This is a genomic window from Mesorhizobium sp. M7A.F.Ca.MR.176.00.0.0, from assembly GCF_004023165.1.
In the GTDB taxonomy this organism is placed as follows: domain Bacteria; phylum Pseudomonadota; class Alphaproteobacteria; order Rhizobiales; family Rhizobiaceae; genus Mesorhizobium.
On record NZ_RZTC01000103.1, the window covers coordinates 1 to 23,110 of the forward strand.

Here is a 23,110-nt window from a genome sequence, read left to right on the forward strand (position 1 = left end):
ACGCCGTGCTGCTCGAACAGTTGCGCACCGATGCGGATCGGGTGCCGGCTGACCGCTCCGTCCTGGCGGACGGAATCGACGCCTTGCTTGAGTGCCGTGATCGCCGTTCCGGCATGGCGAAGAAAGATCTCGCCAATGCGCGTCAGTCGGATGCCACGGCCGTCGCGCTCGACCACCGCAACCCCCAGCGCCCCTTCCAGCTCGCGCAATGTCTTGGTCACTGCCGGCGGGCTGACATGCAGCAAGTCAGCCGCTCGTGCCACGCTTCCCTGCCGCGCGACCTCCAGGAATGCCTGCAAATGGCGGAACCGGATCCGGCTCTCAGACATGAATTAATAACCCATGAGTTAATGAAACGACGCAAAATATCATTTTACTGAACCAAACGCCTTGTGCAATGTGGGGGCAAAGGACCGAAACCGTGCCATTCCTCACCATCGGCGGCATCACGCTGCACCATCGCCACATCAAGGCGAGCGGCAATGCGCGCCCTATCATATTCATCAATTCACTGGGCACCGACTTCCGGATCTGGGACGAAATTGTCTCGGCGCTCGATGGTGAAATGCCGCTGCTGGTCTATGACAAGCGCGGTCACGGGCTGTCCGACATCGGCGACATCAGGTCGATCGACGATCATGTCGATGATCTCTCGGGCCTCATCGATCATTTCGAATTGAGCAAAGTCGTGCTGTGCGGCCTGTCGGTCGGCGGCATGATCGCGCAGGGGCTCTATGCCAGGCGACCTGAAATCGTCGAAGGCCTGATCCTTTGCGACACGGCGCACAAGATCGGCACGACGGACAGCTGGAACACACGCATCGCAACGGTCGAAAGCAAGGGCATCCAGGCGATTGCCGATGGCGTGCTCAAAATGTGGTTCACCCCCGCCTTCCACGCGGCGCGTCCAGCCGAGCTCGACGGCTATAGGAACATGATGACCAGGCAAGCGCTCGCCGGTTACATCGGGACCTGCGTTGCCGTTCGCGATGCCGATTTCACCGATGCCGCACGCCGCATCGCGGTGCCGACACTCTGTGTCGCGGGCGACCAGGATGGCTCGACGCCGCCCGATCTCGTCCGCTCGCTGGCCGAGCTGATCCCCGCCGCGCGCTTCGAGATCATCCGCGACGCCGGACACATTCCTTGCGTCGAACAACCCGAAGCGCTGGTCGCCCTAATCCGCAGTTTTATCGCGTCGCTTGCCCCTGGAGCAGAAACTCATGGATGAAGTCCCCGGCGACGCAGCCAGATATCGCAAGGGGCTCGCGGTGCGGCGCTCGGTACTCGGCGACCGGCATGTCGACCGGGCCGAAATCGCCGCCACCGATTTCGACCAGCCTTTCCAGGAGCTGATCACCGAGGCTGCCTGGGGAACCGTGTGGGCGCGGCCGGGCTTCACCAAGCGTGAGCGTTCGATCGTCACGCTGGCGCTGCTGGCCGCACTCGGCCATGATGAGGAGATCGCCATGCATGTGCGCGCCACCGCCAACACCGGTGCGTCGCGCGACGACATCTGCGAGGCGTTCCTGCATGTCGCCATCTATGCCGGCGTGCCGGCCGCCAACCGTGCCTTCAAGATCGCCAAGGAGGTGTTTTCGGAAATGGACGGGAGCCAGAATGCCCGCTGAGTCCGGCTCGACCCGGAGGCCCGAGACCGGCGCCTTCTTCCAGCGCGACCGGACATGGCATCCGCCGGCTCTGACGCCGAACTATAAAACCTCGGTGCTGCGCTCACCGCAAAAGGCGCCGCTGTCGTTCGACAACACACTCATCGGAGATTGCAGGCCCGGTCTTCGGTCACGCCATGCTCGGCGAACTCGACGCCGACCTGATCCACAATTTCGCCAGGCCCGGCGAGAGCGCGCTCGGTGAGCGCATCCTCGTCTATGGGCGGGTGCTCGACGAACGCGGCGTTGGCGTGCCCGGCGCGCTGCTTGAGTTCTGGCAGGCCAATGCCGGTGGCCGCTATCGCCATAAGAGGGATGGCTATCTGGCGCCACTCGATCCGAATTTTGGCGGTTGTGGCCGAACTATTACAGGCGAGGATGGCTTCTATGCGTTTCGTACCGTCAAGCCCGGTCCCTATCCCTGGCCGAACGGGCCGAACGACTGGCGGCCTTCGCACATCCATTTCTCTGTCTTTGGTCACGGCTTTGCGCAGCGGCTGATCACGCAGATGTATTTCGAGGGCGATCCGCTGATCTGGCACTGCCCGATCGTGCGCGGCATCCCCGACAAGGCGGCCATTGAGACGCTGATCGCAACGCTCGACATGCAAGCGACGATCCCCTTCGACGCGCGCGCCTACAAGTTCGACATCGTTCTGCGCGGGCGCCGCGCGTCGCGGTTCGAAAACAGGCTGGAGGGCAATTGATGGCTCAGTCGCTCGACCGGCTCAGGGAGAGCCCCTCGCAGACCGCCGGACCGTACGTCCATATCGGGCTGACACCCAATTTCTGCGGCATCGGCGGTGTCTATCCGACCGACCTTGGCGCCACCATGGTCAACGACAAGACCAGGGGCGAGCGCATCGGCCTGCGCATCCGGGTGCTCGACGGCACCGGCACGCCGCTCAAGGATGCGCTGATCGAGATCTGGCAGGCGGATGCCGACGGGCTCTACAATTCGCCGGCAGAACCGCGCGGCACGGCCGATCCCAACTTCTTCGGCTGGGGCCGTTGCCCGACCGACATGGACACCGGCCTGTGTGCGTTCGAGACGATCAAGCCTGGCCGCGTCCCGTTCAACGATGGTCGCCTGATGGCGCCGCATATCACGCTCTGGATCGTCGCCCGCGGCATCAATCTCGGCCTGCACACAAGACTGTATTTTTCCGATGAGGAAAAGGCCAATGCTGAAGATCCGATCCTTGCGCGGGTCGAGCACCGCCTTCGCGTGCCGACGCTGATCGCCGAGCGCCAAGGCGATATGTATGTCTTCGACGTCCATCTCCAGGGGGAGAAGGAAACGGTCTTCTTCGATAGCTGATGCTCAGGAGGCCTGTGACATGACTGTATCGCCTTTCGACCATCCGCTGCTCTCCGCTCTTCTCGGCGACGAAGAAGCGGCGAGGCATTTTTCCGTCGAGGCGGAAATCGAGGCCATGTTGGCCTTTGAACAGGCGCTGTCGCAAGCGGAGGCCGATAACGGGATAATCTCCAAAGATGCCGAGGCAGCTATCGTGGCGGCGCTTGGCACGTTCCGGCCGAACACGGCTCTGCTGCGAGCCGGGGTCGCCAAAGACGGCGTCATGGTGCCGGAGTTGGTGCGCCAGATCAGGGCGGCGGTCGGCGAACCGCATGGCCAGAAAGTGCATTTCGGCGCGACCAGTCAGGACGTCGTCGACACGGGCCTGATGCTTCGGCTGAAACCCGTCGTCGAGCATCTCGATCTGCTGTTGACCGAAACCGTCATGCGCCTCGCCTCGCTCGAAGAGCGTTTTGGCGGCAGGGCGCTGACCGGCATGACGCGTATGCAGAAGGCGATTCAGATCAAAGTGCAGGATCGTGTGGCAGCGTGCAGGGGCCGCTGCAACGGCATCAGGAAAGGCTGCCGGAACAGTCGAGACGCTTGCTGGTGGTGCAGTTCGGCGGTGCCGCCGGCACACTGGAAAAACTAGGCGACAAAGGAAAGGCAGTGCGCGCAGCCCTGGCCGTCAGGCTTGGTCTTGGCGACGCACCGCAATGGCAGAACCAGCGCGACGCTCTCGCCGATTTTGCCGGTTGGTTATCGCTGCTGACCGGCAGCCTCGGCAAATTCGGCCAGGACATCGCTCTGCTGGCGCAAGGTGGAACCGAAATCAAACTTTCCGGCGGTGGCGGCTCGTCTACCATGCCTCACAAGCAGAACCCGGTGAAGGCCGAAGCGCTGGTGGCGCTTGCCCGCTTCAACGCCACGCAGCTTGCCGGCCTGCATCACGCGCTCGTGCATGAGCAGGAGCGGTCGGGTGCTGCATGGACGCTGGAGTGGCTATTGCTGCCGCAGATGGTCGTCGCAACGGCAGCGTCGCTGCGCCTTGCCGCCGAACTGGCCGCACAGGTCGAAAGTCTCGGCCACTGATGCGCACGCAAATCGTCGTCATCGGGTCCGGGCCGTCCGGGCTGCTGCTTGGGCAATTGCTGGCCGGCATCGGCGTCGAGACGGTCATTCTGGAACGCGCAAGCCGCGAGCACGTGCTTGGCCGCGTGCGGGCAGGGGTGCTCGAACAGGGCACCGTCGAATTGCTGGAACAGGCCGGCGCGGCGGCAAGGCTGCATGCCGAAGGGCTGCCGCATACTGGCATCTCGCTCGCCTTCGACGGACGCTTGCATCGCATCGACCTCAAGGCGCTGACCGACGGCAGGCATGTCACCGTCTATGGCCAGACCGAGGTGACGCATGATTTGATGGACAAGCGCGACGCGGCTGGGCTGACCACGATCTACGAGGCGGCAAATGTCGCTCTGCACGATTTCGACGGCACCGCGCCTTTCGCCACCTATGACAAGGATGGCGTCGCGCATCGCATCGACTGCGACTTCGTTGCCGGCTGCGACGGTTATCATGGCGTCAGCCGCAAATCGGTGCCCGAGCGTACCCTAAAAATCTTCGAGCGGCAGTATCCGTTCGGCTGGCTCGGCGTGCTGGCCGAGGTGCCGCCAGCCGACCGCGAACTGGTCTACGCCAATCACGAGCGGGGTTTTGCGCTGTGCTCGATGCGCTCGACGCATCGCAGCCGCTACTATGTGCAATGCCCCCAGGACGATCGCGTGGAGGCGTGGTCGGATGAGCGCTTCTGGGACGAGTTGCGCCGCCGCTTGCCGGAGCAGACCGCGGCAAATGTCGTCACCGGCCCATCTTTCGAGAAATCGATCGCGCCGCTGCGCTCCTTCGTTGCCGAGCCAATGCGCTTCGGCAGGATGTTCCTGGTTGGCGACGCCGCCCATATCGTACCGCCGACCGGGGCGAAAGGCCTCAACCTCGCCGCCAGCGACGTGCGCTATCTCTTCGCAGGTTTGCGCGACTTCTACGTCGAGAAGTCACATGATGGCATCGACGCCTATTCCGGCAAGGCGCTGGCACGGGTCTGGAAGGCGGTGCGCTTTTCCTGGTGGATGACGACGATGCTGCACCGTTTTCCCGACACCGGCGATTTCGGCCAACGCATCCAGGAGGCCGAACTCGACTACCTCGTGCACTCGCGCGCCGCATCGACCGCGCTCGCCGAGAACTATGTCGGCCTGCCTTATTGAGGGCTGCGGATCATCCAGCGCCTTGCTGCCTGGCAAAATCCAAAAGCATCGGGCGCTGCCCCTTGAGGATTTTCACCTCGGCCTCGGGCAAGGTGAACCAGCCCGCTCTGTCGACCTCCGGGAACTCCTTCAGGGATCCCGACCTTGGCGGCCATTCCATGGTGAAGCTGTTGCTCTTGATGGAGGTCACATCGATGTCGATGGTCGCCTCGACGGACCAGGCCGAGACGATCTTGCCGCCCGGTTGCCTGTAGTCGCCGAGACGAGTGAAGTATCCATCGACCTTGACGCCAAGCTCTTCCTCGGTCTCGCGTTGCGCTGCCGTCAACTCGTCCTCGTTTTCGTCGACAAGACCCTTCGGTATCGACCACGCACCATCGTCCTTCTTCGCCCAGAAGGGGCCGCCCGGGTGAACCAGCAACACTTTGAGACCACCGTCTTCGCGGCGATGGATCAGCAATCCCGCACTCCGTTTTGCCATTTTATATGTCCGTCTGCGAAGCCGGCAGCCTGCCACTGGTTCCTTGAATCGTTGACGCGAACCTTGCACCAAGGGATTGCGACGCTATGTCAGGCGCGGCTGCATTGCACCTCACCCGCGAGTCCGGCAATCTGATACCATCGCCTATTTGGCGGCTCGAAGGCTAGGTGACGATGCAACTCGGTCTTATTGGCTACTACAGCGACTTCGTCGTGTATCCGCTGGTAATCGCCGTGCTGGCAGTGGCCGGGCTGCTCGAAGCCGGCGAAGAGGGTGCGCCGGGCTGGATAGGCACGGTCCTCGCCTGTCTCGGCCTCTGGACGCTGATCGAGTATGTGCTGCACAGGTTCGTTCTTCACCACATTCCCTACATCAAGGACCTGCACGACCGTCACCATGTCGAGGAGCGCAGTTCGGTGGGCACGCCGACCTGGCTCAGCCTCGGGGTGCATGCGCTGGTCGCGTTCCTGCCGCTATGGATGATCTCGGATTTCGCCACCGCTAGCGCGGTAAGCTGCGGGTTGATGCTGGGGTACCTCTGGTACATCAGCATCCACCACATGATCCATCACTGGCATCCCGCGCATCCGAGCTATCTCTACACGCTCAAGCGTCGCCACGCGGTCCATCACCACATCGACGAAGCGGCCAATTTCGGTGTGACGTCGGCGTTCTGGGATCGCGTTTTCGGGACGGCGCGGCTCTAGTCGGAGGCCAGATCAACCCCAATCGTTCAACGCCTCTTCCCGCGACCTCCGGGAGACTTGGCTCCGCGGGGTCCGCTCTGAGCCGGCGTGTTGTTCTGGTTTTCGTCGGACAGCTTGCGCCAGCGGGCAAGGCGCTCGGGATCGAGCGTCCCGGCCTTCAAGGCAGCCTGCACAGCACAGCCCGGCTCATGCACATGCGTGCAGTCGCGGAACTTGCAGAGCGGCGCGAGCTCGGTGATTTCGGCAAACAGCGTGTCGATGCCATAGCCGACGTCGCTGACTTGCAGCGTCCGCATTCCCGGCGTGTCGATCACCCAGCCGCCGCCGGCAATGGCGTGCAGCGATCGCGACGTGGTGGTGTGGCGTCCCTTGGCATCGTGCTCGCGTATGCCTCCGGTCTGCTGCGGCGATTGCTGCCCCGATCCGGCCAGCGTGTTGACCAGCGTCGATTTGCCGACGCCGGAGGAGCCGATCAGCGCCACCGTCTGGCCGACACCGCACCAGGCAGCCAGGATGGTTGCCGCATCCGATGTCCGGGGGTTCAGCGTCACGACCGGCAATCCACGCTGCAACGCGGCAGCCTGCCTTGCATATGTCTCGGCGTCTTCAGCGGTATCGGCCTTGGTCAGCAGGATCACTGGCGTCGTTCCGGCCTCATTGGCGAGCGCCAGATAACGCTCGAGCCGGGCGGGATTGAAGTCGGCATTGCACGAGGTGACGATGAACAGCGTGTCGACATTGGCCGCGGCAAGCTGCGGCACCCTGCCGCCCTGGGTGCGGCGCTCCAGCACCGTCTTGCGGACCAGGCGGCGCTGCACAAGGTGTTCATGCCCATCGACCAGTACCCAGTCGCCGACCGCATAGTCACCGGTGTTCGCCTGCGCCGGCAGCGTCAGATCGACCGGCCCTGCCTGGGACAGGCCGGTCAGGCGATCGCGGTGGACGGTGGCGATCCGCGTCGGGACAAGATCGGCGTCGCCGGGTTCGAGCTGGTCGCCAAAAAAATCCGTCCAGCCCAGGCCGGCAAGCGATGGCATGGAGTGGTCCGTCACGGCTTTGACCACGGCGTCGCGGACATTGGAGAGTATCCCTGGCAGGTGAGGCGCGGACGGGGTGGGCGATTGCCCAGCTGTATGGGCGGCATGGCGGCATTTGGCAAGCAGGCCGGAGCCGAGAGCGAGCGGCAAGCTTCTGCAGCCTATCCCTCGATCGTCGAACTGACGATCAAGTCGACGAAACAGCGCTATCCGAAAGCGTTTGGCGGGAAAAAACGGCGGCGAGCCGCCTCAGTTTTGAAACGTTAACGAATAATTTGACGCATGCAATATTTCTGGGTTCTATTGGTAACTGTGAAAATTGACTGAATAAGTTCCATCCAGCATTGTCGCATCCGGTCAACGGCCGCATGACTGGGGCGGGCCGATCATGGCAGGGGATCAGGAATATATCGATGGCGGAGAAGACGCACCGCACGATGGATGACTTCGCCCAGGCATGCGGCGTGTCCCGGCCGACGCTGTCCAAATATTTCGACGATCCGGCGAGCGTGAAGCCGGCGACGCGGGCGCGCATCGAAGCCGCCCTGCGCTCCTCGGACTATCAGCCCAACCTTTTCGCCCGAAATCTCAACCGCAAGCGCACCCGCAACATCGGCATCGTCGTGCCGACGATCACCGATCCGTTCTACGCCGAGATGGTCAGCCGCATCGAATTTCGCTGCCGCGACGAAGGCTACTGGCCGATCGTCATCTCCTCACATGGTTCGCCGAAGCTGGAGGCGGAGTCGGTCAGGACGCTGCTGTCGCTGAAGGTCGCCGGCGCGATCATCGCCCCACTGGGTCTGGCTTCCGACCGCGGCGTCTTCGACAAGCTCGGGCAGGATATTCCGATTGTCTATTTCGACACCTATATCGAGGGCGATACGCCGTTCGTCGGCAACGACAACCGGCAGAGCGTCTCGACCATCGTCGACTATCTCTGCCGTTCGGGTGAGCCGCCGGTCTATCTCGACATCCCACACGTCAACCACAACTCCGGCGAACGCCAGGAAAGCTACATCGTCGCGATGGAGACCGCCGGGTTCAAGCCGGTCGTCATCGAAGGCACCCGCGATTACACCTGGGACTTCGAACGCATCGGCTACGAGCAGACGGAAAAAATGCTGCAGGCCGGCGCCTTGCCCGGCCGCACCATCCTGTGCGCCAATGATCGTCTCGCCTTTGGCGTGATGGCGGCTGCGTTCTCGCGCGGCCTGAAGGTCGGCCGCAGACCCGATTGCGATCTACGCGTTGCCGCGCATGACGATCATCCGCTGAGCCGCTACACCTGCCCGGCGCTGACCACCATGGCGCAGGATTTCACCGCCATGGCCGGCCGCAGCGTCGAGATACTGCTGGCTCTGCTGGACGAGGCCGATCCGCCGAAGCAAGGCCTGGCCCGCACTGTCAAGCTCGGCGCCACCCTGGTGATGCGTCAGTCGGCCTGATCGTCAGCGACCTTCTCGAAGTGGCGCCAGGCAGCCACCGCCTCGGCCACCGCTTGCCGGGCAGCGGGGATATGGCGTCCCATCGAGACGAAGCCGTGGATCTGGCCCGGCCATTGCCGCTGGATGAGCGGAACGCCCGCGGCTTGCAGGCGCGCCGCATAGGCTGCCCCTTCGTCGGCGAGGATGTCGCAGCCGGCAAGCGCCACAAAAGCCGGCGCCGAGCCGGCGAGGGCAGGCGCCAGAAAGGGCGAGACGCGCCAGTCCGTGATATCGTCGGGCGTTCGCACATAGTGGTCGCGGAACCAGGCCATGGTGGTTGCGGCGAGCCCGAAGCCGTCGCCGAAACGCTGGTAGCTATTCGATGCCTGCCGCGCGTCGGTGTTGGGATAGATCAGGAGTTGCGCCGCAAGCGGAGGCGCAAGCCCATCGCGGGCAAGCAGCGCCAGCACCGTGGCGAGATTGCCGCCGGCGCTGTCGCCGGCAACGCCGATGCGTCTGATGTCGATGCCGAGACCGGCGGCATTCTCCGCTATGAAGCGCAGTGTTGCCAGGCAATCCTCGAGCCCGGCGGGAAATTTGTGCTCTGGCGCCAAGCGATAATCGGGACAGACAATGACGGCGCCGCCGAGATTGGCCATCAGGCGGCAGATCTCGTCATGCGAATCGAGGTTGCCGATGACCCAGCCGCCGCCATGCAGGTAGAGCAGCGCCGGTGCCCCGCTCTGCGGTGCGCCGATGCCGCGATGGATGCGGAGCGCTATAGGCCCATTCGTCCCGTCGATCTGCCGTTCCTGGGTCGCAGCGACCGGCTCGTGCTCACCCTGTAACGTCGGGAACGAGGCGTTGTAAGCAGTTCGCGCCGCCGCCACGCTGCCGGTCTCGAATGGCTCGCCGCCGGCTGCACGACCAATTTCGAGGACGCGCAGCGCATCCGGATCGAGCGTCATGGTCATGTCCTCAGGCCAGCAGGCTGCTCGCCTCTTCCTCGGTCAGCAGGGCCGGCTGCACGACATCGCCCGCGATGGCGATTGATCCCTGTGTTTCACCGGAGCGCAGGATAGCCTCCATGATCTCCAGTACATGCAGCGCGAGGCTGCCGGAGGCCCGTGGGGTGCTGCCGGTTTGAAGCGAGCGCACCAGATCGGCGACGCCGAGCATGCGGTAATTGGCGCGATCGGGTGCCGCATAAGGCCAGTTGCGCGCGCCGTAGAGCTCGCCCTCGCTGGCGAAATCCTGCCAGTCGGCGCCGCGTTCCGACAGCGACACCGTGCCGCCGAACGTGTCGGGGTCGGGCAGGCGCAGCGAGCCCTCCGTGCCGTGCAGTTCGATCGGATGGTTGGAGTGGCGAAAGACGTCCCACGAGGCGCCGAAGGTGACGGTCGCGCCGGAGCGGAACTCGAGCAGCGACAGCACATTGGTCGGCGTGCCGACCTTGAATGTGGTGTTCTTGAATGGCCCTTCGGCTGATATCAGCCTTTCTTCCTGGCCGCGTGTCGCCATTGCCATGACGCGCTCGACCGGGCCGAGCAGATTGACCAGCATGGTCAGATAGTACGGACCCATGTCGAACACGGGGCCACCGCCTGGCTGGTAGTAGAATTGCGGGTTGGGGTGCCAGTGCTCCATGCCGCGGCCCATCATGAAGGCGGTGCCGGTGACCGGACGGCCGATGGCGCCGTCATCCATCAACCGGCGCGCACGGCGCCCGGCAGCACCGAGGAACGTGTCGGGCGCCGAGCCGAGCAGCAGGCCGCGCGACCGGGCCTCGTTGACCAGGCGTTGTCCGTCGGCGGCCGAGGTGGCGAGCGGCTTTTCGGTGAAGACGTGCTTGCCGGCCGAAAGCGCGGCAAACGAAATGTCGAAATGCGCCGCCGGAATGGTCAAGTTGAGGACAAGATCGATCTCCGGGTCCGCCAGCAACGCATCGACGCCGAGTGCCTGGATGCCATATTCCTTCGCCCGCACCGCCGCCATGTCGGCCGAAATATCGGCACAGGCGCGCAATTCGATCCCGCCAAAAAGCCCGGCGTTGCGCAGGTAAGTCATCGAGATGTTGCCGCATCCGATGACGCCGATCCCGAGTTTGGTCTTTGATGTCCCGTGCATTTTCGATCCTGCCTCCCAATGCGCTCATGGCCTGCCGGGATCCGCCCAGCCGTTAGGCGGATCGCTTTCGGAAAAGGCTATACAACATTTTAAATATTGACGTGCGTAAAACTTTTATACAACATGCGAAAATGTTGGTGCGATATCTGGGAGGCCGCCAGCCCTGGGAGGAGAAAATGACAGGCATGAAAACCGGCCGACCGCCGATGCGAATCCTGTGGGCTATGCGCGCATTGGATACTCGGTCGCAGCCAGGGACCGCGACGGGGTCAGGCATAGATCACCTTGGCCCCGGTCCTATCAAGCTGGCTGCGTATCGGGTCGGACAGGCCGTCGTCGGTGATCACGACATCGACGCTCGACAGCGAAAATGCCTTGGAGGTCCCGCTGACGCCCCATTTGCTCGAATCCGCAAGGAGGACAACGCGCCGGGCCATGCGCACGAGGTTTCGCTTCGTTCGCGCCATGTCTTCGTTCACGTCGACCACATCCAGTGACGAGTCAATCGCATGCGCTCCAACAAAGACCTGATGCGCTACCAAGCCGCCGAGAGCCGTGTCGGCATCGGTGATCAGTGTGCTCACCGTGTCTGGATAGACCCGGCCGCCGATCATGTGAACGTCGAGCCCGGGCCGATGCATCAGATGCTGCACGATATTCATCGCCGTGGCCGCGACCACGACATTGCTGAGCGGCGGTAACAGCATGGCAACCTGCATCAATGTCGAGCCGCCGTCGAAGATGACCGATTGGTTGTCCTCGAACAGTTCTACCGCTGCCCGGGCGATGCGTTTCTTTGCATCGAGGTTGGTTTGCATCCGCCGGGCGAACGCGGCCGTGGTCGAATCCGTGGTCCGGGTCACCGCGCCTCCGCGGGTCTTGGTCAGCAGTCCCTTGCGGTCCAGTATCTCGAGGTCGGAGCGCACCGTGACTTCCGATACGCCAAAATCGTCTGACAGGTCCTTGATGCGGACCTGTCCGCTACGTTGCACTTCACCCAGGATCGATTGGCGTCTCTGCTCTGACAACATTGCCCTGTCCTTGCCTCCATCCGCCAAGCAATCACCCTGGCCTCGGTTCACTCTACCAAAAATATGCGAATTCGAAAGCTTTCGAAAGATTGCATTTGTCTTTTCTTTCGCAAACACTGGGTGCAGGATTTTGAAATCAATCGATTGGAGAATTTTGGACTCATGAGCCTCGGAACCAAGGTGCGCCTGGCGCGCCTCTTCTCACATCCATCGGGGAATCTTTTTGGCGGCGCGGTCGACCACTTTGTCGGCTATGGCGACGTGCGCAAAGGAGGTCTTGCCGATCTGCCGGGCGCCCTTGCACGCGTCATGGTAGGCAAACCCGACTACGTCAGCATCCAGCCCGGCACCGCGCGCCATCTGTGGCCGCAATACGCGGGCAAGGCTTGCCTGGTGATCCAGGCCGGCTGCTTCACCCCGGACGATCGCATCAGTGAACTGATTGCAACGCCCGAGGATGCGGTGCGCGCTGGCGCCGATGCGTTGGCCGTGGCCATTCCGGTGCGCGGCGCGACCGAGGGCAAATACATACGCTGGCTGACCGATTCGGTGAACGCGGCGGCCCGTTACGGCATGCCGGTGGTGGCGCATATCTACCCTCGCGATTTCACCGACGGGGCAAAAATCGTTTTCACCCCCGACGAGATCGCCTATGCGGCACGCATCGGCTACGAGTCCGGCGTCGATGTGATCAAGATCGGTTACACGGGCGATTTCGAGTCGTTCCGAGAGACCGTTCGGACCTGCCCGGTGCCGGTTGTGATCGCCGGTGGTCCGAAGACCGACACGCTGCTCGGCGCCCTTCAGCAGACGGCGGACGCCATCCGTGCCGGCGCGCGCGGTGCCGTGGTGGGCCGCAATCTCTGGGGGCACGGCGATCCGGAAAAGGCAGCGATCGCCTTTCGGGGCGTCATCCATGACGGCCTTTCGGCGCAAGACGCCCTGGCGAAGGCGGGTGCCTGAACCATGCCCGCCGTCCCTTCAATCCTCGGCTTCGGAGCTATTGCGATCGACGACATCGTCTATGTCGATCAGCCGTTGTCGGCGGGCAAGGGGAAGGTTCTGCAAAGTGCCCGAGCTTTCGGGGGAAATGTCGCGACGGCACTTGCCGCCGTCGCGCGGCTCGGCGGAAGCGCCGGGTTCGTCGGATGGCTGGGCAGTGCCGCCGACGACGCCGTGTTGTGCGATCTCGTTGCGAGCGGCGTTGAAACCGCGTTTGCGCCGCGCCACCCGCACGCGCGCCCGGTGCGCTCGCGGATCACCGTCGGTTCGGATGGGGAGCGATTCATCGCGTATGACGACGAAGCGATGCTGGGCACCGCGCCGGACTTTCCGGACGAGGTTCTCAGCCGCGCGACAGTCCTGATCGTCGACAGTTACGGGATCGGGTCGCTGGATGTCGTGGCTCGGGCTCGCGATCTCGGCCTTGCGATCCTCGGCGATGTCGAATGGAGCCACGGCCCGGCCACCGAGAGACTGATCGGGCTCTGCGACCATCTCATTCTTCCGCTCGGCTTCGCGCGGACCGCCACCGGCCGCCAGTCGCCGGCCGAGATACTCGATGCATTGTGGTTGCCGTCGCGCTCCGCCGTGGTTCTGACGGATGGCGGCAGGGGCGTCTTCTATCGCGGACGCGACGAGACAGGGCTCTGGCACCTGCCTCCGCACCAGGTTGCCGTCGTCGACTCGACCGGCGCCGGTGACTGCTTTCATGGCGCCTATGCCCTTGCATTGACACGCGGGGCCGACACCGCAGGCCGGGTCGCATTCGCGGCCGCGGCGGCGGCCCTTTCGATAACGGGGCGGGGCGGGCGCGAGGCGCTTCCGACCGACGCCCAGGTCACGGAACTCCTGGCATCGACGAACGCGCCGTCGGCAGTCGAACTGAAATATGCGCGGCTCGATACCGGAACATAGCCCGAACTATCCGAGGAAATATTTCGCAGGTGAACGTAAGCCGAAGACAATCATAAAAATCAGTGGCTTAGACTTGTGGAGGGAGGAATATGGCAGAAGTCGTTCTTGAAAATATCTGCAAGACATACGGGAACAATTTTCACGCAATCGACCAATTGAACCTGTCGGTCAAGGACGGTGAGTTCTTGATTCTCGTCGGGCCGTCCGGCTGTGGCAAATCCACCGCGCTGCGGATGATCGCGGGATTGGAGGACGTCACCAGCGGCAGCCTTCGGATCGGCGGAATAGACGTCGTCGACATGCCGCCCAAGGACCGCGACATCGCGATGGTCTTCCAGAGCTACGCCCTCTACCCGCATATGACGGTGTTCGAAAACATCGGCTTTTCGATGCGGCTGGCAGGCAAGCCGAAGGCCGAGCGCAAAAAGCGCGTGGACGAGATCGCCAAAACCCTTCAACTGACGTCTCTGCTGGACAGCAAACCCGCGAACCTTTCAGGCGGGCAGCGTCAAAGGGTTGCCATGGGCCGCGCCATGGTGCGCGAGCCGGCAGCCTTTCTCATGGACGAACCGCTTTCCAATCTGGATGCGAAACTGCGTGTTCAAATGCGCGCCGAAATCACCAGTCTGCAAAAGCAGCTCGGCGTAACGACCATATATGTGACCCACGACCAAACCGAAGCCATGACGATGGGCGACAGGGTCGCGGTGTTGAAAGGCGGCGTGCTGCAGCAGGTCGACACACCCAAGAGGCTCTATGAATCGCCGGTGAACGCCTTCGTTGCCGGCTTCATCGGGTCTCCTTCGATGAACCTTTTCGAGGCAACCCTGACGGGCGACGAACTGATGTCCGGCGCCCTGGCCATCCGGCTGCAGGATGCAGCCTTCGTGCGCAGGCCGGGCTTGAGGTCGTATGCGGGGCGCAAGGTCGTGTTCGGCATACGACCGGAGGATCTCTATGACAGCAGCCTCGAATCCGGCCGCAAGTATCAGACGATACCGGCAAAGGTGACCTCGATCGAAGAACTTGGATCCGAACAAATCGTCCATCTCGACATCGACGCGGTCCGGGTGGACTCCGGCGACCCTGACGCGGTGCAGGATTTCGGCCTGGCGTCGAATGCGGTGGCGAAATTCGAACCGACCAGCACAGTCCGCTCCGGCTCGGAAATCAGGTTGGCCCTGGATGACGCCAAGCTCCATTTCTTCGACCCGGAGACGCATCTGGCAATTTGAATATCAGCGATAAGACCCGCGGGTGAGGGTGAGGCACCTGCATAAGAAGATTTGTGAGTAACCAGACGATCGGCCGCATTGTGCGGTCGAATATAAAGAAGGAGGAGAAGATGACGTTTCGTATAAAACCCGCGATGCTGAAAATAGCCGCAGCCGCATGGTTGCTTGGCGCAACCGGCGCCATGGCGGATACGACGCTGGAATTCACCCAATGGTGGGAGCCCGAATTGCCGGCTGGCTCGCTCAGGGCAATCATGGATGACTTCGAGGCCGCAAATCCCGGAATCAAAGTGACGCTGGTCAGTGGGCCCTACGCGACCACGCGAGACCAGATCTCGGTTGGTGCTGCAACCGGAACGCTCAGCGACGTCGTCGGTCTCGACGGTGCCTGGGTGAACAATCTGAATGCGCAGAGCGCACTCGCCGACATGAATCCGATGATGGATGCGAGCGCTTTCGACAAGAGCCAGGTCGCGGACATCATCAAGGTGGACGGCAAGGCGGTGATGTTTCCCGTGGCTTCCTTCGTCTATCCGGTCTTCGTGAATTTGGACCTCGCCGCCCAGGCAGGCGTGACCAAGCTGCCGTCGACCCGTGCGGAGTTTCTCGAAGCCGCCAAGAAGATGACGATCGCCGACAAGAACCAGTATGGCTGGGTGCTGCCCCTCTCGCTGCAAACGCCATCCGGCGTCCAGAACGACATGATGTCGTGGGTTTGGGCTTCGGGTCAGTCGATGATGGCGAACGGCAAGCCGGACCTTGAGGGCAAACCGGTGGTGGACATGCTCACCTTCGTCAAATCTCTCAACGACGCCGGAACCATCTCGCCCGGCATCGCCACCAAGACCGAGCAGGAAAAGGTCGAGGAGTTCGTCAACAACCGCGTCGGGATGATGATCGACTCGCTCGCGCATGTGAACCTCATCCGCAAGCGCAATCCCAAGCTGAACTTCGACCTCATCCCGGTCCCGGTCGTGGAAAACTATACCGGCAAGCGCGGCCTTCCCTATGCCTCCTGGGGCATCGGCATCTCTGCTGCCTCGAAACATCAGGAAGAGGCCTGGAAACTCGTCCAATATGTGATGAGTGAAAAGGTGAACGCCAAGCTCGTATCGCTTGCAAACGCCTTCCCCGGCAACGTCAACGCCAAGCCCGATTTCGTGACCTCGGACAAGGCTTTCGGCAAGGCTTTCGAAATCTTCAAGACCGGTTATCTCGCCAATGAGTTCACGGGCCTGCCGGTGGCAGAAGACCTGATGACCCAGTTCGACGTGCAAGCCCAAAAGATGCTCGCCGGCGAGCAATCTCCGGAACAAGCAGCCGCCGCCGCTCAGAAGGGCTGGATGGCGAAATTCTGATCGGCCTGTTCCCGTTTGCTATCTTCGACCGGGTGGCCTGACTTCGGGCAGGCCACCCGGCAACAACGGATCGGCAATTTGAGTGGACCTGTTTTTGAAGCTTACCTTCTCTTGAAGGCGTATCCCAAGGTTGGCACATGACCCGGCAAAAGCGTTCCCACCATAAGCTCAAACGAGCGGTCGCACCCTACCTCTATCTGTCGCCCTCGCTGCTCATAATCGGGCTTCTGATGCTGCTGCCGATGGTGACGGTGATTGGCTACTCGTTCCAGAACAGCGCGGTGCTGCGTCGTGACCCATCCTTTGCCGGACTGAAACACTACCAGGCGATCTTCGACGACCCCGTGTTCTGGGCTTCGCTGTGGCACACGCTCTACTTCACATGCATGAGTGTCATTTTCCACATGACCATCGGCATGGCCTTCGCGCTCATGCTGAACAGCGACCGCATCAATCCGACGCTGCGCAATATCCTGCGCGTGCTCTATATACTGCCTTGGCTGTTCACCGCGGTGATTATCGCCGTGATCTGGCGCCTGCTGCTTGAGCCGAACGGTGTCGTGAATAGCATTCTCATGCAAATCGGCATCATCGGTTCCAAGGTCGAATGGTTTTCCTCGCCTGAGACCGCGCTGCACGCGGTCACCTTTGCCAACATCTGGGCGGGCTATCCGCTCTTCATGGTCAGCCTGCTCGCGGGTTTGCAGGGCATTCCCAAGGATTTCTACGAGGCTGCCGATATCGACGGGGCGAAAGCCTACCAGAAGCTGATCTTCATCACCATTCCGCAGCTGATGCCGATCATCATCAGCATCTCGCTGCTTGACTTCATCTGGACCATGCAGGTCTTCCCGTTAATCTGGATAACGACGGGCGGTGGCCCGATCTACTCGACCGAGGTCCTCAGCACCTACACGTACAAGCTGGCGTTTTCGAGCTACAACCTGTCGCAGGCTTCAGCCAGCGCTGTGGTCATCTTGTTGATCTCTCTCGGCCTGACGCTGTTCTATATTCGCTATCAGAAGGCTCGGTAGTCATCATGAGGAAAAGGCATACGCCGAAAGACAGGCTGATCACCGTCGCGCTCCATGTAGCGCTTGCAGCGGGGCTCTTTTTCGCGGCATTTCCGATCTACTGGATGCTGAGCAGCTCGTTCAAATCGAATACCGAAATCTTTGCCTTGCCACCAACCATCCTGCCAAAGGCGTTTACGCTGGAAGCGTATGCAGCCATCCTTGGCGACCCGGTAAAGCTGCGCTTCTTCTTCAACAGCTATTTCGTGGCGGGAGCGGTGACCGTGCTGACGGTGCTGATCGCCTTGCTGGCGGCCTACGGGTTCAGCCGCTTCAACTTCCGCGGCAAGGGCATCCTGAACACAATCATCATCAGCACGCAGACGATTCCGCCGATCACACTTTTGATCCCCTTCTTCGGACTTGTCGTCTCATACGGCATCTTCGATACCTACGTCGCACTGATCCTGACTTACCTGGTGTTTACGCTGCCCTACGCGATCCTGCTGATGACGGGATATCTGAACACCTTGCCCCGCGATCTCGATGAAGCCGTGGCTGTCGATGGCGGCTCCAGTTGGACAGCGCTTTGGCGGGTGATTGTCCCGATTTCACTGCCTGGTATCGTGGCGACGTCGGTCTACACCTTCCTGTTGTGCTGGAACGAATTTCTCTTTGCGCTGACGCTGACGAAATCGACGTCCATGCGCACCGTCCCGATCGGCATCCAGCTGTTGATGGGGCAGCATGCCTTCGAATGGAACCAGATGATGGCAATGAGTGTGCTCGGCTCGCTACCGCTCTTGCTCATCTACCTCGTTGCCCAGAGGTACTTCCTCGCCGGCATGACCGCGGGCTCGGTCAAGTAGGACGTCCATCCCACGGCGACGCAGGGTGGCATCAAGCAATAGGCGATACCAAGGAATGAAAGGACGAACGTGAAAGAGCTCAAAGTCGGCTGCCAGACCTTCACCTGGGAAATGCTGGGAGACCGGTTTACCGGCGGCCCCGACGATCTGCTGAAGGCGATCGCCGATGGTGGCTATGCCGGCATCGAGATCACCGACACCATGATCGGACATTATGGCGACAAGCCGGAGGAGTTCGCCGCCGCGCTGAAGGCGTCGGGGCTGACGCTGGTTTCCTTCGCCTTTGGCTCGAACAGTGGTTTTACGCTGAAGGAGGAGATCGGCGCCGACCTCGAAACCGCCAAGCGCTGGATCGATTTCGCCGGCGCCTTCCCCGGCGCGCTGGTGTCGATGGGCTCTGCAACGGCGGTGTCCGACGGCCCGCGCGAGGACAAGTTCGCCATCGCGGCCGAGGTCTACAACAAGGCCGGCGAGATCGGACGCAAGGCCGGCGTCCAGGTTGCGGTGCATCCAAGCTCGCACCACAACACGCTGCTATTCGACCGCGCCGATTACGACACGATCTTTGCCTTGCTCGACCCCGACCTGGTCGGCTGGGTGCCGGATACCGGCCATATCCTGCGCGGCCACAAGGACATGTCCGATACGCTGCGCACCTACCGCGACCGCATCCGCTACATCCACCTCAAGGACGTCGATGCCAACGGTACCTGGGCCATGCTCGGCAAGGGCGTCTGCGACACCCCGGCGGTCATCGAGATCGCCAACACCGCACCGCGCTTCAACGGCTGGCTGGTGCTGGAGGAAGAATCCGAAACGGCCGCCGCCGATCCTGCCGGCGCGGTCAAGACCAACCGCCAGACTATGCGCAGCTACGGCGCCTGAAGAACGAGACGATGATCAAGAAACAGGACAGACGCCTCAGGGTCGGCGTGCTCGGCTGCGGCCCCATCGCGCAGTTCGCGCATCTGGAATCCTGCGTCAAGGCCGGCAATGCCGACCTCTACGCCATCTGCGACGCGGCACCCGATCTGCTTGCGCGCATGGGCGCCACTTACGAACCGCAGAAAATGTATTCCGACTATGAGGCAATGCTCGCCGATCCCGAGCTGGAAGCGGTGATCGTCGCCACGTCGGACGCCTATCATGTGCCGATGTCGATCAGGGCGCTCAACGCCGGCAAGCATGTTCTCTGTGAAAAGCCGATCGGCACCTCGGTCGAGGAGGGCGAGGCGCTGGCCGAAGCGGTCAGGCGCTCGGGCAAGATCCTGCAGGTCGGCCACATGAAGCGCTTCGATCCGGCACTGGAGGCCGCGCGCGACTTCGTTCGCGACGAGATCGGCGAAGTGCTGGCGCTGAAGGCCTGGTACTGCGATTCCACCCATCGCTACACCAACACCGATGCCGTGCAGCCGCTGCCCGTCACCAGCAGGCTAGCCAGGAAGCCAGCCGGAAATCCCAAGGCCGATCTCAGGCAATACTTCATGCTGGCCCATGGCTCGCATCTCGTCGACACGGCGCGTTTCCTGTGCGGCGATATCGTCGCCGTGCGCGCCCGCCTCAATGAGAAATTCGGCGCCTATTGCTGGTTCGTCGAAAGCGAGTTCGCCAGCGGCGCGCTCGGCCATCTCGACCTGACGGTTGCCGTGCGCATGGACTGGCACGAAGGTTTTCAGCTCTATGGCGAGAACGGCTCCGTTATCGCCAGGACATTCAACCCTTGGTACTTCCGCGCCAGCGAGGTGGAGATATTTCACGAGAAGACCGCCACGGCCCACAAGCCGCTCGGCGCCGATGGCCATTTCTTCCGCCGCCAGCTGGAAGGTCTTGCCGACACAGTCCTGAACGGCACGCCGATGCGTGGCGCCAATGTCGAGGACGGCATCGCCTCGATCCGCGCCATGGTCGCCATCGCGCGTTCGGTGGTATCAGGCGAGCGAGTCGAACTCGCCTCGGTGTCGGGGGCGGTGTGATGCGTCTCGGCATTTTCGCCAAGACCTTTGCCGGCACCGATCCGGCCGCCGTGCTGGCTGCGGTGCGGCAAGCTGGCTATGAGACGACGCAGTTCAATCTGGCCTGTGCCGGCCTGCCGTCGATGCCGGATGCTGTGCCGGCGGACGCCATCGCCTCCGTCCGTGCCGCCGCGCAGTCGAACGGCGTTTCACTCGCAGCACTGTCGGGCACCTACAACATGGCGCATCCCGACAAAGCCGTGCGCGACGACGGCCTCAGGCGCCTCGCCGTTGTCATCGAGGCTGCTGCTGCCCTCGGCATCCCGCTGGTCACGCTCTGCACCGGCTCGCGCAACGCCGCCGATCAGTGGGCCTATCATCCCGACAATGCCGATCCGGCCGCCTGGTCCGACATGGCCGCCGAGATGGCGAAGGCGCTGGCGCTGGCCGAAGGTGCCGGTGTCGATCTCGGCATCGAGCCTGAGCAGGCCAACATCGTCACCTCGGCCAGGGATGCGACCCGGCTGATCGCCGAGATGGGATCGAAGCATCTGAAGATCGTGCTCGATCCGGCAAACCTGTTCGAACACGCCACGCCCGGCGAGGCGCGCGCTATCGTTGCCGCCGCGATCGACGAGGCCGCCGGCCACATCGCCATGGCGCATGCCAAGGACCGTCATGGTGACGGTCGCTTTGCCACATCAGGACAAGGCATTGTCGATTTTCCGGATTTTGTTGCACGGCTAAAGGCAGCGGGCTTCGACGGACCGCTTGTCACCCACGGCCTGTCCGCCGACGAAGCCCCCGATGTCGCCGCCTTTCTGCGAAGGCTCCTCTGATGGGCGCCGCCCCGACGATCCTGCTTCGCGACGATGCAGCGCTTCGTGTCTTCGACACGGGGCAGGGCAGGCTTCCCGTCGTCTTCCAGCATGGCCTCGGCGGTGACGCAGCGCAGGTCGCGCAGAACTTTCCCGATGGTCCTTCATACCGTCGGCTGACCGTCGAATGCCGAGCGCAGGGCGGTTCCGGCGCCGGTAGCAAGCGCCCGTTTTCGATCGCGATGTTCGCCGATGATGTGCTGGCCGCCGCGGATGCGGCCGGCCTCGACCGTTTCGTCGCCGGCGGCATCTCGATGGGTGCGGCCATTGCCTTGCAGCTTGCCGCCCGGCACCCGGACCGGGTCGCCGGTCTCGTGCTTGTGCGCCCTGCCTGGGCTTTCGATGCGGCGCCGCAAAACATGCGCCCTTACGTGGAAGTGGCGGAGCTCATCCTCAGCCGTCCTTTATCGGAGGCGCGAGATATCTTCGCGGCGTCCGCGACGGCCGCCCGCTTTCACACCGAAGCGCCGGACAATCTTGCTTCCCTGCTCGGCTTCTTCGCGCGCGAAAACGCGCCCGTCTTCGCCGAGGTGATGCAGGCGATCGCAGAGGATGGACCTGGCGTGACGCGGGCAGCCGCCGCTGGCCTTGCGTTCCCTACGCTCGTCATCGGCAGCGGCATCGATCTCGTCCATCCGCTGGCCGCCGCCCGCAGCCTCGCCGACGCCATCCCCAATGCGACCTTTGCCGAGGTGATGCCGAAGGCCACCGACAAGGAGTGCCATTTCGCCGAAATTCGCGCCGCCATCGCGGACTTTCTCGACATGAATTTCAACAACCAGGACCAGTCATGATCTCGAAACCTCTCTCAGGCCCGGCCGCCATCGCCGCATTGCCGCGCGACCGGATGATCGCCGAATTCTCGCTCTGGTCGGCCAATCTCGCCAATTTCGAAAACGACTTGAAGCGCATCGAGCCCTATGTCGATCTTCATCATATCGATGTGGCGGACGGTCATTTCGCACCGTCCTTCCTGTTCTTCCCCGATCTCGTCGCCCGCATTGCGGGGCTGACGGCGAAACCCATCCATGTCCACCTGATGGTCGATGAAGCAATCGTCGAGGCGCAGACGCGCCAGTTCATCGAAGCCGGCGCCGACATGATCAGCGTCCATGCCGAGAATGGCGAAGCCGGATTGCGCGCCGTGCGGCTGGCGCGGGAGCTCGGCGCCGAGGCCGGCGTCGTACTCAGGCTGGAGACGCCTGTGGAAGCAGTGACGGCCTTCGTCCCGGAAGCCGCCTTCGTGACGCTTCTTGGAACCGCAATCGGCGTCAAGGGACAGAGCCTGTCGGACAAGGCCTGCGACAGGCTGGGCGCTGCCCGCGCCATCCTGAGAGAGGCCGGCCGCGAGGCGCAAGTGGTTCTGGCGGCCGATGGCGGCATCCGCCACGAGACCGTGCCGTTGCTGCGTGCCGCCGGGGCCGAAACCGTGGTTCTCGGTTCGCTCGCCTTCGGTGACAAGGACCTCGCCGGCCGCATCGGCTGGCTGCACGGCTTGAAGGTCGCGGCATGACATCAGAAGCCGCCCTTGCGATCGATCTTGGCGGGACGGAGCTTCGCGCCGCCCTGGTCGACCGCGACGGCAAGATCCTGGCATTCGCGGCGGTGCCGACGCAGGCGCAGGCCGGTCCCGATGTGGTGATCGGCCAGATCGAGGCGTTGGCGGCGACAGTCCATGCCGAGGCCCCGGCACTTTCGATCGTCGGCGTCGGCGTCGGTGCACCGGGGCCGCTCGATCCGCTGGCCGGCATCGCCGTCGGCCCGCCGACGCTCGCCGGCTGGCTGGACGTGCCGCTTGCCGACATCCTGGAACGGCGGCTCGGCCTGCCGGTGCGGCTGGAGAA

The 23,110-nt window shown here is 62.9% G+C and carries 25 protein-coding genes and 2 pseudogenes; 21 read left to right on the forward strand and 6 right to left on the reverse strand.

Annotated elements, in window-relative coordinates; all coding sequences use genetic code 11:
- Positions 1-329 (reverse strand): LysR family transcriptional regulator (locus tag EOB59_RS26770; protein ID WP_128289607.1); only part of this gene is annotated, 329 nt, incomplete at its 3' end.
- Positions 330-421: 92 nt separating this feature from the next.
- Between EOB59_RS26770 and pcaD the strand changes: the two genes are divergently transcribed.
- From pcaD to pobA, 6 genes and pseudogenes are all read left to right on the forward strand, one after another.
- Positions 422-1,231, forward strand: a complete 810-nt coding sequence (gene pcaD, locus EOB59_RS26775) for a 3-oxoadipate enol-lactonase (protein ID WP_127811103.1) — start codon at positions 422-424, stop codon at positions 1,229-1,231.
- Positions 1,224-1,631 carry a 4-carboxymuconolactone decarboxylase gene (gene pcaC, locus EOB59_RS26780; RefSeq protein WP_127318459.1) on the forward strand — a complete coding sequence of 136 codons (408 nt, stop codon included), beginning with the start codon at positions 1,224-1,226 and terminating at the stop codon, positions 1,629-1,631. The genes pcaD and pcaC overlap by 8 nt, the downstream gene beginning before the upstream one ends.
- Positions 1,621-2,377, forward strand: a pseudogene (pcaH, locus tag EOB59_RS26785) (protocatechuate 3,4-dioxygenase subunit beta). Before pcaC ends, pcaH begins: the two are co-directional and overlap by 11 nt.
- The gene (pcaG, locus tag EOB59_RS26790) at positions 2,377-2,991 is read left to right on the forward strand and encodes a protocatechuate 3,4-dioxygenase subunit alpha (RefSeq protein WP_127396354.1); all 615 of its coding nucleotides are present in this window, start codon (positions 2,377-2,379) and stop codon (positions 2,989-2,991) included. Before pcaH ends, pcaG begins: the two are co-directional and overlap by 1 nt.
- Before the next feature lie 19 nt (positions 2,992-3,010).
- Positions 3,011-4,062: pseudogene (locus EOB59_RS26795) on the forward strand (3-carboxy-cis,cis-muconate cycloisomerase).
- Positions 4,062-5,234, forward strand: coding sequence for a 4-hydroxybenzoate 3-monooxygenase (gene pobA / locus EOB59_RS26800; RefSeq protein WP_128289608.1), 1,173 nt, complete (start codon positions 4,062-4,064; stop codon positions 5,232-5,234). Before EOB59_RS26795 ends, pobA begins: the two are co-directional and overlap by 1 nt.
- Positions 5,235-5,244: 10 nt before the next feature.
- On the opposite strand, the gene EOB59_RS26805 is transcribed toward pobA, so the two are convergent.
- Complete coding sequence (locus tag EOB59_RS26805; RefSeq protein ID WP_127397441.1) at positions 5,245-5,715, reverse strand: NUDIX domain-containing protein; 471 nt, start codon at positions 5,713-5,715, stop codon at positions 5,245-5,247.
- Positions 5,716-5,888: 173 nt separating this feature from the next.
- On the opposite strand from EOB59_RS26805, the gene EOB59_RS26810 reads away from it, so the two are divergent.
- Complete coding sequence (locus EOB59_RS26810; RefSeq protein WP_127381450.1) at positions 5,889-6,422, forward strand: sterol desaturase family protein; 534 nt, start codon at positions 5,889-5,891, stop codon at positions 6,420-6,422.
- Between the two features lie 26 nt (positions 6,423-6,448).
- Here the strand turns inward: EOB59_RS26810 and rsgA are convergent, their stop codons facing one another.
- Positions 6,449-7,459 carry a ribosome small subunit-dependent GTPase A gene (gene rsgA / locus EOB59_RS26815; RefSeq protein WP_164895753.1) on the reverse strand — a complete coding sequence of 337 codons (1,011 nt, stop codon included), beginning with the start codon at positions 7,457-7,459 and terminating at the stop codon, positions 6,449-6,451.
- A gap of 96 nt (positions 7,460-7,555) precedes the next feature.
- Between rsgA and EOB59_RS35365 the strand changes: the two genes are divergently transcribed.
- Positions 7,556-7,726, forward strand: a complete 171-nt coding sequence (locus EOB59_RS35365) for a hypothetical protein (RefSeq protein ID WP_164895754.1) — start codon at positions 7,556-7,558, stop codon at positions 7,724-7,726.
- Positions 7,727-7,872: 146 nt separating this feature from the next.
- Entirely contained in the window at positions 7,873-8,907 is a 1,035-nt protein-coding gene (locus EOB59_RS26820; protein WP_127266575.1) for a LacI family DNA-binding transcriptional regulator, read from the forward strand.
- Here EOB59_RS26820 and EOB59_RS26825 read toward each other — a convergent pair.
- The 3 genes from EOB59_RS26825 to EOB59_RS26835 all read right to left on the reverse strand — a co-directional run bounded on the left by EOB59_RS26825 (position 8,895) and on the right by EOB59_RS26835 (position 12,044).
- Positions 8,895-9,854, reverse strand: a complete 960-nt coding sequence (locus tag EOB59_RS26825) for an alpha/beta hydrolase (protein ID WP_128289609.1) — start codon at positions 9,852-9,854, stop codon at positions 8,895-8,897. The genes EOB59_RS26820 and EOB59_RS26825 overlap by 13 nt on opposite strands.
- 10 nt (positions 9,855-9,864) lie before the next feature.
- Positions 9,865-11,013 carry a Gfo/Idh/MocA family oxidoreductase gene (locus tag EOB59_RS26830; protein WP_128289610.1) on the reverse strand — a complete coding sequence of 383 codons (1,149 nt, stop codon included), beginning with the start codon at positions 11,011-11,013 and terminating at the stop codon, positions 9,865-9,867.
- A 269-nt stretch (positions 11,014-11,282) separates the two neighbouring features.
- Entirely contained in the window at positions 11,283-12,044 is a 762-nt protein-coding gene (locus EOB59_RS26835; RefSeq protein ID WP_127319228.1) for a DeoR/GlpR family DNA-binding transcription regulator, read from the reverse strand.
- A 162-nt stretch (positions 12,045-12,206) separates the two neighbouring features.
- Here EOB59_RS26835 and EOB59_RS26840 point away from each other — a divergent pair, with 162 nt between their 5' ends.
- The 12 genes from EOB59_RS26840 to EOB59_RS26895 all read left to right on the forward strand — a co-directional run.
- Positions 12,207-13,007 (forward strand): class I fructose-bisphosphate aldolase, encoded by an 801-nt coding sequence (locus EOB59_RS26840; RefSeq protein ID WP_127255183.1) that lies wholly within the window; start codon positions 12,207-12,209, stop codon positions 13,005-13,007.
- Positions 13,008-13,010: 3 nt separating this feature from the next.
- Complete coding sequence (locus EOB59_RS26845) at positions 13,011-13,961, forward strand: PfkB family carbohydrate kinase (RefSeq protein WP_127811096.1); 951 nt, start codon at positions 13,011-13,013, stop codon at positions 13,959-13,961.
- Between the two features lie 89 nt (positions 13,962-14,050).
- Positions 14,051-15,196: an ABC transporter ATP-binding protein gene (locus tag EOB59_RS26850; RefSeq protein WP_128289611.1), complete on the forward strand. Its 1,146-nt coding sequence runs from the start codon at positions 14,051-14,053 to the stop codon at positions 15,194-15,196.
- Positions 15,197-15,306: 110 nt separating this feature from the next.
- Entirely contained in the window at positions 15,307-16,554 is a 1,248-nt protein-coding gene (locus EOB59_RS26855) for a sugar ABC transporter substrate-binding protein (RefSeq protein WP_127811094.1), read from the forward strand.
- 137 nt (positions 16,555-16,691) lie between these two features.
- Positions 16,692-17,588, forward strand: a complete 897-nt coding sequence (locus EOB59_RS26860; RefSeq protein ID WP_023808791.1) for a sugar ABC transporter permease — start codon at positions 16,692-16,694, stop codon at positions 17,586-17,588.
- Positions 17,589-17,593: 5 nt separating this feature from the next.
- Positions 17,594-18,436, forward strand: a complete 843-nt coding sequence (locus EOB59_RS26865; RefSeq protein ID WP_027036113.1) for a carbohydrate ABC transporter permease — start codon at positions 17,594-17,596, stop codon at positions 18,434-18,436.
- A gap of 111 nt (positions 18,437-18,547) precedes the next feature.
- The gene (locus tag EOB59_RS26870) at positions 18,548-19,321 is read left to right on the forward strand and encodes a sugar phosphate isomerase/epimerase (RefSeq protein WP_127811428.1); all 774 of its coding nucleotides are present in this window, start codon (positions 18,548-18,550) and stop codon (positions 19,319-19,321) included.
- Positions 19,322-19,332: 11 nt separating this feature from the next.
- Positions 19,333-20,409: a Gfo/Idh/MocA family oxidoreductase gene (locus EOB59_RS26875; RefSeq protein WP_128289612.1), complete on the forward strand. Its 1,077-nt coding sequence runs from the start codon at positions 19,333-19,335 to the stop codon at positions 20,407-20,409.
- The gene (locus EOB59_RS26880; RefSeq protein ID WP_127319214.1) at positions 20,409-21,227 is read left to right on the forward strand and encodes a sugar phosphate isomerase/epimerase; all 819 of its coding nucleotides are present in this window, start codon (positions 20,409-20,411) and stop codon (positions 21,225-21,227) included. Before EOB59_RS26875 ends, EOB59_RS26880 begins: the two co-directional genes overlap by 1 nt.
- Positions 21,227-22,060, forward strand: a complete 834-nt coding sequence (locus EOB59_RS26885) for an alpha/beta hydrolase (protein ID WP_127811091.1) — start codon at positions 21,227-21,229, stop codon at positions 22,058-22,060. Before EOB59_RS26880 ends, EOB59_RS26885 begins: the two co-directional genes overlap by 1 nt.
- Positions 22,057-22,779: a ribulose-phosphate 3-epimerase gene (locus tag EOB59_RS26890; RefSeq protein WP_128289613.1), complete on the forward strand. Its 723-nt coding sequence runs from the start codon at positions 22,057-22,059 to the stop codon at positions 22,777-22,779. The genes EOB59_RS26885 and EOB59_RS26890 overlap by 4 nt, the downstream gene beginning before the upstream one ends.
- A partial coding sequence (locus tag EOB59_RS26895) for an ROK family protein (protein WP_164895756.1) occupies positions 22,776-23,110 on the forward strand: 335 nt, incomplete at its 3' end. The genes EOB59_RS26890 and EOB59_RS26895, both read left to right, overlap by 4 nt.